The 13,716-nt window shown below is 74.7% G+C and carries 6 protein-coding genes, 2 tRNA genes and 3 pseudogenes; 5 read left to right on the top strand and 6 right to left on the bottom strand.

Going from position 1 to position 13,716, the window contains the following annotated elements; genetic code table 11:
* Positions 1-1,020: pseudogene (locus SSNG_RS18610) on the bottom strand (asparagine synthase); the annotation flags it as partial.
* Between the two features lie 675 nt (positions 1,021-1,695).
* On the opposite strand from SSNG_RS18610, the pseudogene SSNG_RS18605 reads away from it, so the two are divergent.
* The 4 genes and pseudogenes from SSNG_RS18605 to SSNG_RS18590 all read left to right on the top strand — a co-directional run bounded on the left by SSNG_RS18605 (position 1,696) and on the right by SSNG_RS18590 (position 7,414).
* Positions 1,696-3,388: pseudogene (locus tag SSNG_RS18605) on the top strand (sporulation protein).
* A 19-nt stretch (positions 3,389-3,407) separates the two neighbouring features.
* Positions 3,408-4,622, top strand: coding sequence for an L-2-hydroxyglutarate oxidase (lhgO, locus tag SSNG_RS18600; RefSeq protein ID WP_007265411.1), 1,215 nt, complete (start codon positions 3,408-3,410; stop codon positions 4,620-4,622).
* 624 nt (positions 4,623-5,246) lie between these two features.
* Positions 5,247-6,050 (top strand): tRNA (guanosine(46)-N7)-methyltransferase TrmB, encoded by an 804-nt coding sequence (trmB, locus tag SSNG_RS18595; RefSeq protein WP_241695244.1) that lies wholly within the window; start codon positions 5,247-5,249, stop codon positions 6,048-6,050.
* A 134-nt stretch (positions 6,051-6,184) separates the two neighbouring features.
* Positions 6,185-7,414 carry a PrsW family intramembrane metalloprotease gene (locus SSNG_RS18590; RefSeq protein WP_128637493.1) on the top strand — a complete coding sequence of 410 codons (1,230 nt, stop codon included), beginning with the start codon at positions 6,185-6,187 and terminating at the stop codon, positions 7,412-7,414.
* Between the two features lie 194 nt (positions 7,415-7,608).
* Here the strand turns inward: SSNG_RS18590 and SSNG_RS18585 are convergent, their stop codons facing one another.
* The 5 genes from SSNG_RS18585 to SSNG_RS18565 all read right to left on the bottom strand — a co-directional run bounded on the left by SSNG_RS18585 (position 7,609) and on the right by SSNG_RS18565 (position 12,965).
* Entirely contained in the window at positions 7,609-8,646 is a 1,038-nt protein-coding gene (locus SSNG_RS18585; protein WP_241695243.1) for a M23 family metallopeptidase, read from the bottom strand.
* Positions 8,647-8,954: 308 nt separating this feature from the next.
* Complete coding sequence (locus SSNG_RS18580; protein WP_129593314.1) at positions 8,955-10,118, bottom strand: PP2C family protein-serine/threonine phosphatase; 1,164 nt, start codon at positions 10,116-10,118, stop codon at positions 8,955-8,957.
* A 167-nt stretch (positions 10,119-10,285) separates the two neighbouring features.
* Positions 10,286-10,359: transfer RNA gene (locus tag SSNG_RS18575), tRNA-Met, on the bottom strand.
* A 265-nt stretch (positions 10,360-10,624) separates the two neighbouring features.
* Positions 10,625-10,697, bottom strand: a tRNA-Lys gene (locus SSNG_RS18570).
* A gap of 183 nt (positions 10,698-10,880) precedes the next feature.
* Positions 10,881-12,965 (bottom strand): DEAD/DEAH box helicase, encoded by a 2,085-nt coding sequence (locus SSNG_RS18565; protein WP_007265406.1) that lies wholly within the window; start codon positions 12,963-12,965, stop codon positions 10,881-10,883.
* Positions 12,966-13,331: 366 nt separating this feature from the next.
* Between SSNG_RS18565 and SSNG_RS43000 the strand changes: the two are divergent.
* Positions 13,332-13,716 (top strand): annotated as a pseudogene (locus SSNG_RS43000) (hypothetical protein); the annotation flags it as partial.

Raw genomic sequence — 13,716 nt, 5'->3', positions numbered from 1 at the left:
CGCACGCCGGTCGGCCGGGCCCATTCCGGGCACGGGTCCGGGGTCGGGGAGCAGGGTCTCGGGGGCATGCCGTGGTGCCGTGAGCCGGGCGCGCACCGCGGCGGTCAACGCTTCCCGTACGCCCTCCACGGCCCGTTCGGGGTCGGCTTCGGGGGCGGCGACTGCGAGGGAGGCCACCTGTTCGTAGCCGGTGATCTCCCGGGAGCCCTCGCGCAGGATCAGGGCGTGGCCGGGCGGGATGCGCCGGACGCCCTCGTAGGGTGTGCCGTCGCCCAGTGCCTCGGGGCTGTCGGGGCAGGCGAGGAGGGCGGCGAGGTGGCCGACGTCGAGCTGCGCCTCGATGAGGTCGGCGAGCGGCAGCGCGGCGGTGGCGTAGGCGGTGCCGCCGGCCCAGGGGGTGTAGAAGACGGGGCGGGCGCCCGCCAGGTCGCCGAGGACGGTGATGCGGCGTCCGGCCTGGACGACGGCGGTGTAGCTGCCGGGCCATTCGGTGAGGTGGCGCAGGGCGCCGCCGCGGGCGGCGTAGAGGGCGCGGCGCAGTTCGGCGTCGGGGGCGCCGCAGCAGCCGAGGACGGCGAGGCGGGTGAAGGGGTCCGCGGGGTCGGCGGTGAGGGTGCGGATCTCGTCCGGGCGCCAGTCGCCGACGGCCCAGAGGGGGTCGGGGTCGCCCCACAGGAGCTGGGCGCCGACGGGGTGGACGGTGCGTTCGGCGTCCTGGGCGGCGGGGTCGTCGGCGTACGCGGCGTCGGCGATGCCGCCGTGCTGCGGCGGCTGGGGGTGGGAGGGGCGGCCGTAGGGGGAGCCGGGGCCGCTGGAGCCGGGGCCGTACGGGGATCCGTATCCGTCGGCACCGCGCCCGTTGGATCCGCGGCCGTTGGATCCGCGGCCGTTGCCGGAGCCGTAGGGGTCCGACGCGCCACCGGATCCGTGGGGGTCCGACGCGCCACCCGGGCCGGACGGGACCCGCCCGGCCGTGCCGAAGCTCGCGGCGATACTGCTCCAGCCGACCAACCAGCGCACCGCCGCCTCCCCCAGCCCGTGGGCAAATGACCGGGGCAACGGACGGCCGGGACGGCACGGACGGCGTGCGTCGGCGTGCGTCGGCGCTCGGAGGGCGCGGCCGGCGGGACCCCGGGTGGCTCGGGGTCCATGCTGCCACGAGAAGGGCGTGCGAGAGTGGCTTCGGGGGGCGCACATGTAAACGAACACGCCCCGGCCACACGGTATTTGGCGTTCCGTTCCCACCGCCCCATAGGTCGGTTTCGGCCATTCTTCGGCCGTACTGAGGGCCGGTACGGGCCCTCGCGCGGGAGCCCCGGGAGGCCGCGGGGCGCGGTCCGGGAGGCGTCTCCCACCTCCCGGACCGTTCCGCCACCCGCGGGGATTGAGGCAGCGGCATCCCCCGGCCCACCGGATCCACGCGGCGGGCCGACCCACGCACCGCACATCGAATCGCCGGGCCCCGGCAGCAGCCAGAGCGCACGGCCGGGCGCACGGCCACACGGCCGGAGCACGAGCCGACACGTGCGCCCGGGGCACAACCCCCGGGGCCGACTGTGCATACGGACAACAATCCCGCCATACGGAAGTCGGGGCCTTAACGCTTGGGAGGCGGGGAACTACGCTGGGTTTACGAAATGCCGGGCGCCTATGCCCCGGCGGCGTCTGCGTTCCGCGTGTGACGAGGGGTGGCGCATGTCCAGGGAGCTCCGCGAGCCCAACGAGAAGCTCGGCGCCGTCCTCGCCCTGGCGGGCATCAGCAACGCCGGGCTGGCCCGGCGGGTCAACGACCTCGGCGCGCAGCGCGGTCTGACGCTCCGGTACGACAAGACGTCGGTGGCCCGGTGGGTGTCCAAGGGGATGGTGCCGCAGGGCGCGGCCCCGCACCTGATCGCCGCCGCCATCGGGGCGAAGCTGGGCCGGCCCGTGCCGTTGCACGAGATCGGGCTGGCGGACGCCGATCCGGCGCCGGAGGTCGGGCTGGCCTTCCCGCGCGACATCGGGGCGGCGGTGCGCTCGGCGACCGACCTGTACCGGCTGGACCTCGCCGGGCGGCGCGGTGGTGGCGGGATCTGGCAGTCGCTCGCGGGTTCGTTCTCGGTGTCGGCGTACGCGACGCCCGCCTCGCGGTGGCTGATATCTCCGGCCGACAGCTCGGTGGCCCGCGAACCGGGCCCCGTCGGCGGCCCGCGCCCCGCCACCCCGGAGGCACCCGCACCCACAGCCGCAGCCGCGCCCACAGCCGCCCCGGCTCCCGGTTCCGGTTCCGCTGCCGCTCCCGGGCGGCCTTCCGTCACCGCCGCCCCGCTGCGGCGGACGCCGGAAACCCCCGCGCAGGGCCTTGTGCCCGCGCACTCCGGGCCCGAAACCGCGCCACCGGCCGTCGCGGCAGCGGCCACGGCCACCGCCCCCGCCGCCACGGCCACCGCCACCACCACCGCCGTGCGGCCCGTGCCGGACGCCTCCCCGCAGCGCGTGGGCCACAGCGACGTGGCGAAGCTGCGGGAGGCCGCCGAGGACGCGCGCCGCTGGGACTCCAAGTACGGCGGCGGGGACTGGCGTTCGTCGATGGTGCCCGAGTGCCTGCGGGTGGACGCGGCGCCGCTGCTGCTCGGCTCCTACAGCGACGAGGTGGGGCGCGCCCTCTTCGGGGCGACCGCCGAACTGACCAAGCTGGGCCGGCTGGATGGCCCTTCAACACCGGCCAGCGGAGGCGGCGCAGCGCTACTACATCCAGGCGCTGCGCCTGGCCCGGGCGGCCGCCGACGTCCCGCTGGGCGGGTACGTGCTGGCCTCGAGGGCCCTCCAGGCGACCTACCGGGACTTCCCCGACGAGGGCGTGGACCTGGCGCAGGCCGCCGTCGAGCGCAACCGCGGCCTCGCCACCGCCCGCACGATGAGCTTCTTCCGCCTGGTCGAGGCGCGGGCCCACGCGAAGGCCGGCGATTCGGCGGCCGCCGGGGCGGCGCTGCGGGCGTCGGAGGGCTGGCTGGAGCGGTCGCGGGAGGGCGATCCCGACCCGACATGGCTGGGTTTCTACTCGTACGACCGTTTCGCGGCGGATGCGGCCGAGTGCTACCGGGACCTCAAACTCCCGCGCCAGGTGCGCCGCTTCACGGAGCAGGCGCTGTCCCGCCCCACGGAGGAGTACGTACGCTCGCACGGGCTGCGGCTGGTGGTGAGCGCGGTCGCCGAGCTGGAGTCGGGCAACCTGGACGCGGCGTGCGCGGCGGGCACCCGGGCCGTGGAGGTCGCGGGCCGGATCTCCTCGGCGCGGACGACCGAGTACGTACGTGACCTGCTGCACAGGCTCGAACCGTACGGGGACGAACCGAGGGTGGCGGAGCTGCGCGAGCGCGCCCGGCCGCTTCTGGTGGCCCCCGCGTAGCCCGGTTGTCGGTGGTGGGGTGCAGTATGCAGGGGTGGGAGGTGTCAGCGTGGATTGCGACGTGCTGGTGATCGGTGGCGGGATCGTCGGCTTGTCGACAGCCCATGCCCTGTCACGGCTGGCCCCGGGCACCCGGGTGACCGTGCTGGAGAAGGAGTCCGCCCCGGCCCGGCACCAGACGGGCCGCAACAGCGGGGTGATCCACAGCGGCATCTACTACCGCCCGGGCTCGCTCAAGGCGCGCTTCGCGGTGACCGGGGCCGCCGAGATGGTCAAGTTCTGCGCGGAGCACGGCATCCCGCACGAGGTGACGGGCAAGCTGATCGTCGCCACCGAGCGGGCGGAGCTGCCGCGCCTGCACTCCCTCGTCCAGCGCGGCCGGGAGAACGGCATCCCGGTGCGCGAGCTGGGGCCGGCCCAGATCACGGAGTACGAGCCGCACGTCCAGGGGCTCGCCGCCATCCACGTCGGCACCACCGGGATCGTGGACTACGGGCAGGTCGCGGCGCGGCTCGCCGAGGAGTCCGGGGCGGAGATCGTCTACGGCGCGGAGGTGGACCTGATCTCCCGGCGGCCCTCGGCGGTGGCGGTACGCACCACCTCGGGCCGGGTGTTCCGCGCCCGCGTCCTGGTGAACTGCGCGGGGCTCCAGTGCGACCGGGTGGCCCGCCTGGCCGGTGACGACCCGGGCATGCGGATCATCCCCTTCCGGGGCGAGTACCACGACCTGGCCCGCCCGGACCTGGTCCGGGGCCTGGTCTACCCGGTGCCCGACCCGGCGTTCCCCTTCCTCGGCGTGCACCTCACCCGTGGCATCGGCGGCGGGGTCCACGTCGGCCCCAACGCCGTCCCGGCGCTGGCCCGCGAGGGCTACGGCTGGGGCACGGTCCGCCCGCGGGACATCGCCACGGAACTGGCCTGGCCGGGATCCTGGCGGATGGCCGGGCGGCACTGGCGGTACGGGGCGGGGGAAATCCACCGCTCGCTGTCGAAGCGGGCCTTCACCGAGGCCGTGCGCCGCCTGCTGCCGGCCGTCACGGAGGCGGACCTCACCCCGGCGGCGGCCGGGGTGCGGGCGCAGGCGGTGCTGCGGGACGGCACCCTCGTCGACGACTTCCTCATCCGCGAGGCGCCGCGCACGGTGCACGTCCTGAACGCCCCGTCGCCGGCGGCTACCGCTTCGCTCCCGATCGGCCGCGAGATCGCCGGGCGGGCGCTGGCGCACCTTTCTTGAACGCCGCTCGCGAGGCTCGGCTTCGCGCCGCTGCGCCGGACTCCGTTCGTCGGCATGCGGGGCGGGGCCGGTTCGGGTGGCTGGTGCCGGTGGGTCGGGTGCGGGTGGGTGGGCCGCTGCGCGGAGCGGTCCCCTACCCGCCCTTCCACCGTTCCCAGGGGCTCCGCCCCTGACCCCGCGCCTCAAACGCCGGCGGGGCTGAAAGACCGCGGCCTCGCCCCCCGGTCCCGTTCCGGGCGATTATCGGCCACTGTGGTGGATTCGCGCGGGCTGGAGGATCCACCCCGCCGGCGTTCGGCTTCCCCAGCCCCGCCGGCGTTTGAGGCGCGGGGGTCTGGGGGCGGAGCCCCCAGGAGGGGTCCGGGCACAGCCCGGGGAACGGTGGAAGGGCGGGTAGGGGACCTCGCCCCGCGCAGCGGCGGCCCGGCCTGCCAGGGCCCGCCCGCTCCACGACCCGCCCGGGGCAACCGCACTCCGCCCAGCCTGGGCCACGCCCCGCCTAGGCCACGCCCCGCCTAGGCCACGCCCCGCCTGGGCCACGCCCCGCCGGGGTGCGACCCGGGTCCCGCCCGGCCAGGGCTGCGGCGGGACCCGACGTAGAATCGCCGCATTGTGTCTGAGCCCCTGAATCCCCAGCCCGGCCTCCCCGACTCCCCGCCGGAGGCGTACACGCCGCCCAAGTGGCGCACCGAGCCGCGGTTCCCCGACGGTCCCGCGCCCGACCCCGCCGGTTCGCACCACGAGCGCCGGATCCGCAGCTTCCAGCCGCGCCGCAGCCGGGTGACCACCGGCCAGGGCGAGGCGCTGAAGCGGCTGTGGGGTACCTGGGGGCTCGACATCGACGGCCGCGAGGTCATCGACCTGGAGAAGCTCTTCGACGGGCTCCCCGTCGTCCTGGAGATCGGCTTCGGCATGGGCGAGGCCACCGCCCAGATGGCCGCCGCCGACCCCTCCACCGGCATCCTCGCCGCCGACGTGCACACCCCGGGCCAGGGCAACCTGCTCGCCCTCGCCGAGCGCGGCGGGATGACCAACGTCCGCGTGGCCAACGGCGACGCGATCATCCTGCTCCGCGAGATGCTCCCGCCGGCCTCCCTCGCCGGGATGCGCGTGTACTTCCCGGACCCGTGGCCCAAGGCCCGCCACCACAAGCGGCGGCTGATCCAGCCCGAGTTCCTCGACCTGGCCGCCACCCGCCTGGCGCCCGGCGCCCTGCTGCACTGCGCGACCGACTGGGAGGACTACGCCGAGCAGATGCTCGAAGTCCTCACCGCCCACCCTGAGTTCGTGAACACCCAGGCCGACGGCGGCTACGCGCCGCGGCCCGAGTTCCGCCCGCTCACCCGGTTCGAGGGGCAGGGCCTGGACAAGGGCCACGTCGTCCACGACCTCCTCTTCGCCCGCCGCGCCGCCGACACCGAGGCCTAGAAGATCGAACCGGCAGTCGAACCTGACTCCAAGAACTGACAAACGTCACTCGGAGTGTCCGACCCGCTCGCTAGGGTCATCATGTGTACCGAGCGCTCTCCCGTGTGCTCGCACGCCCGTCGGGCACGGCCCGCATGTGCGTGCTCGGCACGCTGCTCACCGCCACCGGGGCCGTGATCCTGGAGCTCGTGCGGGAGCAGACCGGCACGGCCGGGTTCTTCGTGGGCCTGGGTCTGGCCCTGCTGCCGGTGCCGCCGCTGATGGCGGCGTTCCGGTGGCTCGGCCGGGCCGCGCCGGGCCCCTGGCGGCAGTTGCTGTTCTGCTTCGGCTGGGGGGCCTGCACCGCGGCGCTGATCGCGATACTGGCCAACAGCTTCGCCACGGAGTGGATGGCCGCGGCCTCCACCGACCCGTCCGCCGCCGACCGGCTGGGCTCGGTCGCGGTCGCCCCGGTGGTGGAGGAGAGCGCGAAGGCCGCGGCGCTGCTCCTGGTGTTCGTCTTCCGAAGACGGCGGCTGACCGGCGCCGCCGACGGGATCGTGCTCGCCGGGTTCACCGCCACCGGCTTCGCGTTCACCGAGAACATCCTCTACCTGGGCAACGCCTTCGAGGAGGACCTGGCCAACGGCACCCGGGTGCTGGACTCCGTGACCGCGGCGACGTTCTTCGTGCGGGTGGTGCTCTCCCCGTTCGCGCACCCGCTCTTCACGGTGCTCACCGGCCTCGGCTTCGGCGCTGCCGCGCTCACCGCCCGCCGTGCGCGCAGGACCGGCCTGCCCCTGCTGGGCCTGGGGCTCGCCATGGGCACCCACGCGTTGTGGAACGGTTCCTCGCACTTCGGTGAGTACGGTTTCTACCTGGTCTACGGCTGCGTGATGGTCCCGGCGTTCGGGCTGCTGCTGGGGCTGGCCGTGCGGGTCCGGCGCGAGCGCCTGCGGGCCGTCGCCGCCGAGCTGTCGGTGTACGCCGCCGCGGGCTGGCTCAGTCCGGCGGAGGTGCCGGCCCTGGCTTCGATGCCGGCCCGGTCGCTGGCCCGCGCCCTGGCCCGCCGCAGCGGAGGCCGCCCCGCCGCCCTCACGGTGTCCCGGTACGCGGCGGACGCCGCCGCCCTCGCCCTGCTGCGCCGGCACGCCCGGCGGTCGGGCCCGGGCGGCCGCGACCCGGAATTCGCCGAGCGGGAGCGCGAGTTGCTCCACCGGCTCTGGCACCGCCGGGCGACGGCCGCGCCCGCGCTGGTCCGGGCCGCCGTACTGGAGGAGCTGCTGCCCGCTCCGCACCGGCCCCAGCAGGCGGCGGCCCCGGCGCCCGCGCGGGTCTTCGTACCGGCGGCCAGGGCTCCGGAGCTGTCGCCGTCTCCCGGCTAGGGCCTGTCGTCAAACTCCCGTCGTCGCCCGGAGGGCGGCCCCGCGGCGTCTGGTGCGTGCTCTCGGTGCGCCGGGCGGAAGCCCGCGTACTGGACGTACTTGGCTTTCGCCCGGTGCAGCGAGAGCGCGTGCCAGGCGTCGCGGGGCAGACGGGAGTTTGACGACAGGCCCTAGCGCGGCCGCGCGGAGGTCCGTCAGACGTCGAGGCCCTTCGAGCCCAGCCACGCCAGCGGGTCGACCGTCGAGCCGCCCTTGCGCACTTCGAGGTGGAGGTGGGCGCCGGTGACGTTGCCGGTCGCGCCGACCCGGCCGATGGTCTCGCCGGCGCCGACGGAACCGGAGGTCACGGACATCGAGGAGAGGTGGCAGTACCAGATCTCGGTACCGTCGTCGAGCTTGAGCACGATCCGGTAGCCGTAGGCCCCGGACCAGCCGGCGGAGATGACCTTGCCGCCGCCCACGGCCTTGACGGGGGTGCCGGTCGGGGCGGCGAAGTCGAGGCCGGTGTGGTAGCCGGAGGACCACATGGAGCCGGCGACTCCGTAGTGGGAGGTGAGGGTGTAGGAGGAGGTCGGCAGGGACCAGCCGTCGGCCGACTGCGAACCGGAGCCCGAACCCGGGCCGGAGCCGGAGCCCGTGGCCGCCTTGGTGGCGGTCTGTTCGGCGGCGGCCTTCTCCGCGGCTTCCTTCTCGGCCGCGGCTGCCTGCTCGGCGGCGGCGCGGGCCGTCTCGGCCTCCTTGTCGGCCGCTTCCTTCTGGACCTTGGCCTCCTGGGCGGCGGCCTCACGCGCGGTCCGCTCGGCGTCGGCGCGGGCCTGGGCGTGGTCGGCGTCCTGCTGCGACTCGGCCTGCTGGAGGATGCGGTTGAGCAGCGCCTCGCCGGCGTCGCCGCCCTGCTGCGGGACCGCGGCGGTCTGCGTGGCACCCGCGGCGGCGGTGCCGGAGCCGTCCGCGGCCGCGGCCGTGCGTACGTCGTCGGCACCGGTGTCGGAGTGGCCCCCGCCGCCGAGCAGGTCGGGCACGGATATGGAGACCTGGGGCCGGTCCTGCGCCGTGGCGATGCCGCCCGCGCCGACCGCCGCGATCACGCCGACGCCGAGCACGGTCGAGCTGCGGGCGAGTCCGCCGCGGGTCTTGAGGACCCGGTGCTTGCCGCGGAGCGGGCGGGCGGAGTCCTCCGTGGGATTCCATTCGCCCCAGGCTCCTGCGGTGGGCGTCTCCTGGACGTCGATACCGTCAGGGGCAGGCGAGTTGGAGGCCACGGGGGCACACTCCTCATGGGCGAGAACGCACACGGGTGCCGTCGTTGCGACGGCTGGGACGACCGCGCTGCGTTATCGAACGGTAATCTACGCGGGGGAATGATTCCAAGCCGAAGCGACTGATCGTTAACACCAATCGGCCACGCCCCGAACGGCTTTGGCCTGCGCATTCACCTCACCTGGCGGCAACTCGGGCAATTCACCCGCCCCACCCCCATCACTTCAGCCACCCGCGCCACATGACGCGCTGTCAAGACCCCTCCGGGGGCCTGGGGCCCTCACCGCTCGTCGCGGCGCACCACCGGGACGGTCCTCCTGCGCTCCGGCTGCCCCTCCCCCGCCCGCGCCACCGCGAGCAGCGCCATGTCGTCGGTCGTGCCGCCGCCGGTGTGCCGCCGCACATCGCCGCTGAGCGCGCCCAGCAGCTCGTCCGGCCCCGGGAAGACCCGCCCCCGCAGCCGGGCCGCCGGATCGTAGAAGGCGCCCGACCCGTCCCGCGCCTCGGTCAGCCCGTCGGTGTACAGGAGCAGCGTGCTGCCCGGCGGGAACGGCCACTCCTGCGGCCGGGACGCCCCGTCGGCGGCCAGCTCGCCCAGGCCCAGCGGCAGCGCCGGCTCGGCCGGCGCCAGGGCAGCCAGGCCGCCGTCCGCGTACAGCAGCAGCGGCTCGGGGTGGCCCCGGTTCAGCAACCGCAGCCGTGCGGCGCCGGGCGGGATCTCACCGAGCACGCACGTCGTGAACCCCTCCACGGCGTCCAGGCTGCCCCGCCGCGTCCCCTCCCGGGCCAGGGCGTGCTCCAGGCGCCGCGCGAGGCCCTCCAGGGTCGGTTCGGTCTCCGCCGCCTCCCGGAAGGCCCCCAGCACCACCGCGACGGCCTCCACGGCCCCCAGCCCCTTGCCGCGCACGTCGCCCACCGCGAGCCGCACGCCGTACGGGGTGTCCTGGACGGCGTAGAGGTCCCCGCCGATGAAGGCGTCGGCCTGCGCGGCCTCGTACCGCGCGCAGACGTGCAGCCCCGCGATCCGCTCGGCCGGGGTGGGCAGCACGGCCCGCTGCGCGGCCTCGGCGATACCGCGCGCCGAGGCGAGCCGCTCGCCGCTGCGCCGTACGACGAGGTTGATCAGCAGGGCCAGCCCGGAGACGGTCAGCACCGTCGCCAGCTCGGTCAGCGCCTCCACCTTCCAGCTGGTGCCGTTGTGGATGTGCAGGCCCACGACCACGAGCGAGGCGGCGACCCCGGTCAGCGCGGTCGCCCGGAGGGTGAACAGGGGTGCCGCGATCAGCGGGGCCGCCGTGAAGAAGGGGGATCCGGTGAAGCTGGGCGGGGTGGCGAGGTCGAAGACCGTGCCCAGCACGATCAGCAGCACCGGCAGCATCCGCACCACCCGCCGTGCGGCGCCGTCCGCGCTGCCGTCCTTGCCCTGCCGGCCCAGCCCCACCACGCTGCTCTCCTGCCGCCCGGTCGCGCCCCGCCCCTCCAGGCTGGCGGCACCCGCCCCCGCCCGGCGAGCGGACCGGTCCGAAGGGGTGACCCCGCACCCCGGCGGCGCCCCGGCCCCCGGACACGACGAAGGCCCGGTTCCAAGAGGAACCGGGCCTTCGTTCTGAGTAGCGGGGACAGGATTTGAACCTGCGACCTCTGGGTTATGAGCCCAGCGAGCTACCGAGCTGCTCCACCCCGCGTCGGTAAACCCAACTCTACGTCATCCGGGGGACGCCTCCCGCCAATTAACCCGCCAACAGCCCCGAGGAACGACATAACCGCAGGTCAGAGCCCTTTGAACTGCCCCATTCCGGTGCCGGTGCAGCGGACCCGGCGCCGGCCGGGCAGGCCTTGGGACGGGATCAGGCCACCGGCCGGCCCCGGAACGACGGAGCGCCCCGTCCGAAGAAGTCGGACGGGGCGCTCGGCGCAGGTTCCGGGGAGGGTTCCCCGCCCTGCGAGCGGTAGGCCATGTCGGACTCGAACCGACAACCAACGGATTAAAAGTCCGCTGCTCTGCCAATTGAGCTAATGGCCCTCCATGTGCTCACCCCAGAGCATAGCCGGAGAGGGGCCGCGGACCGATCGGGTATCGCCGGGAGTGGCTCCGGCGGTTTCCCGCCATCCGGTGCGGGTGGGGCGAAACGGCCGGAAATGGGCTCGGCCCCCACCGCACCGGAGTGCTGTGGGGGCCGAGTCCTCGTCAGGTGGCGCTCAGGCGTCAGCCGTTGCGCTTCCAGCGGGGCTTGTCGTCGCGGCGGAAGCCGCCACGGTCGCCACTGCGGTCGTCGCGGTTGAAACCGCCGGACGGGCGGTCGTCGCGGCGGAAGCCGCCGGAGGGACGGTCGTCACGGCGGAAGCCGCCACGGTCGCCACCGCGGTCGTCACGGTTGAAACCACCCGACGGACGGTCATCGCGGCGGAAGCCACCACCACGGTTGTCGTCACGACGGTCATCACGACGGAAGCCACCCGACGGACGGTCGTCACGGCGGAAGCCACCACGGTCGCCACCGCGGTCGTCACGGTTGAAACCACCCGACGGACGGTCATCGCGACGGAAGCCACCACCACGGTTGTCGTCACGACGGTCATCACGACGGAAGCCACCCGACGGACGGTCATCGCGGCGGAAGCCACCACGGTCACCGCCACGGTCGCCACCGCGGTTGTCGCGGCGCTCGTAGTTGCCCCGGTCGTCACGGCGCTCGAAGGTGCGCTCCTGGGCGACGGGCTCGGCGACGGCGGCCACGGCGGCGGCCACCTCGGCCTCGGCGGCCTCGACGACCTCGGCGACGGCGGCCTCCGGGTCCTCACCGCGCTCGCGGGCGGAGCGGGCGACGAGGCGGTCGGCCTCCTCGCGCAGCTCGGCGGCGCGACGGGTCGCGCGCTCCAGCTGCTTGGTCAGGTCGGCGACCTCGCGCTCGGCCTGCTTGGCGGCGTTGTTCGCGGAGTCGGCCTGGACCTCGGTGAGCGAGCGCGCACCGGTGATCTCGGCGACCTCCGGGTCGAACGCGCCGGCGCCCTGGACGATGTGGCGCGAGGCGTCGACGCCCGCGTCCTCCATCAGGCGGAAGATCTGGCGGCGCTGGTGCGGCAGCGCCAGGGAGACGACGACGCCGGACTTGCCGGCACGGGCGGTACGGCCCGAGCGGTGCAGGTAGTCCTTGTGGTCGCCGGCCGGGTCCACGTTGAGGACCAGGTCGATGCCGTCGACGTGGATGCCGCGGGCGGCGACGTCGGTGGCGACGAGCGCGTTGACGTAGCCGTCCTTGAAGTCGGCGAGGACGCGGGTACGGGCGCCCTGCGTCATGCCGCCGTGCAGCGCGTCGGCCTTCACGCCGGCCTCGATGAGCTGCTCGGCGATGCGGTCGGCGCCCAGCTGGGTGCGGACGAAGATGATGGTGCGGCCCTTGCGGGCGGCGATGGCGGCCGTGACCGGGGCCTTGTCCTTCGGCTTCACGACGAGGACGTGGTGGGTCATGGTCGTGACGTTGCCCTGGGCGCTGTCGACCTCGTGGCTGACCGGGTTGGACAGGTAGCGCTTGACCAGGGTGCCGATCTCGTTCTCCATGGTGGCGGAGAAGAGCATGCGCTGGCCGCCGGCCGGGACCTGGTCGAGCAGCTCGGTGACCTCGGGCAGGAAGCCCAGGTCGGCCATCTGGTCGGCCTCGTCGAGGACCGCGACCTCGACGTTCTCCAGGGAGCAGGCGCCGCGGTTGATGATGTCGCGCAGACGGCCGGGGGTGGCGACGAGGACGTCGACACCGCGCTCCAGGGCGTAGATCTGGTTGCCCATGGAGGTGCCGCCGCAGACGACCTTCATCTTCAGGCCGAGGACGTCGCCGTAGGGCTGGAGGGCGTCGGCGACCTGCATGGCGAGCTCGCGCGTCGGGGTGAGGATGACGGCGCGGGGCTTCTTCTTCTCCGTGTGGCCGTCGGCCAGGCGGGCCAGGGTCGGCAGACCGAAGGAGAGGGTCTTGCCGGAGCCGGTGCGGCCGCGGCCGAGGATGTCCTTGCCGGCCAGGGCGTCCGGGATGGTCGCGGCCTGGATCGGGAACGGGCTGGTGACGCCGTTCTGGCCGAGCTTGCGCACGACGCCCTCGGGCAGACCGAGGTCCGCGAAGGTGATGGTGGGCTCGGCGTCGTCGGCGTCGGCCGCGTCCGCCTCGGCGGTCACGTCGGCGACGTCCGCCACGTCCGCCTCGAGGGCCTCGATGATCTCGTCGCGCTCGATGGCGTCCATGGCCTCGGTGACCGCGAGGGTCTCGGCGTCGACGATCTCGGTGGAGTCGTTCTCGGGCATGACGGAACGGTCAGAACTGGAAATGGACATGCGAAATGCGAAACCTTCCGGAGTCTCGGCACGCGCCCAAACTCCGTGAATCGCAAATCGACCGCCTCAATGCGGTCAGCCACGGCTAGGGAGAGTACGCGCCACACGGCGCTCTTCGGATTCGGCGCCGGGCAATGGGATCAAACGATCTATAACCATACGCACCCTCCCGGGGGTCTGGCAAGTCAGCCCCCGGGCCCCGCCCCTGACCTGCGGCGATGCCCCGGGGACGAGTTACGCGAACCCCGGGCGGGTGCCCCAGAACCCCGCAGACCCGGGCAGAGCGCCCCCTAGGCCAGGGTCGCCCCGGGGCCCGCGTCGGACGACCCGCTCGGTGTGGGTTCCGTCACAGTCGGGGTGGGGTCCGGTGTGGGGGTGGTCGTCCCGCCCGAACCGGATCCGGAGCCGCCGGAACCGGATCCCGAGCCCGAACCCGACCCGCCGGACCCCGAACCCGACCCGGACCCCGAACCGGATCCCGCGCCCCCGGCGGCCGACCCCGAGCCGCCGGCCCCCGAGCCGGAACCGGCGCCGCCCGCCGCCGACCCCGAGCCGCCGGCCCCCGTACCGCCCCCGGACGGAACCTGGCCGCCCTGGCCGCCCGCGCCACCGCCCGGACCGGCCGACGGGGAGGGCTGCCCGGGCTTCGCGGGCGCGCCCGGGCTGGGCGAGGCGCCGGTACGCGCCGGAGGCCTTCCCGGGCTCCCCGGACTTGCCCGGC

The organism is Streptomyces sp. C, from assembly GCF_000158895.1.
Classification (GTDB): Bacteria; Actinomycetota; Actinomycetes; order Streptomycetales; family Streptomycetaceae; genus Streptomyces; species Streptomyces racemochromogenes.
This window is presented reverse-complemented; position numbering and strand designations above follow the sequence as displayed.

Excerpts from the sequence above, each read along its gene's own strand:
- SSNG_RS18590 (WP_128637493.1), top strand. The coding sequence starts at position 6,185 with ATGTGCGTGCTCGGCACGCTGCTCACCGCCACCGGGGCCGTGATCCTG.
- SSNG_RS18565 (WP_007265406.1), bottom strand. The coding sequence starts at position 12,965 with ATGCCCGAGAACGACTCCACCGAGATCGTCGACGCCGAGACCCTCGCG.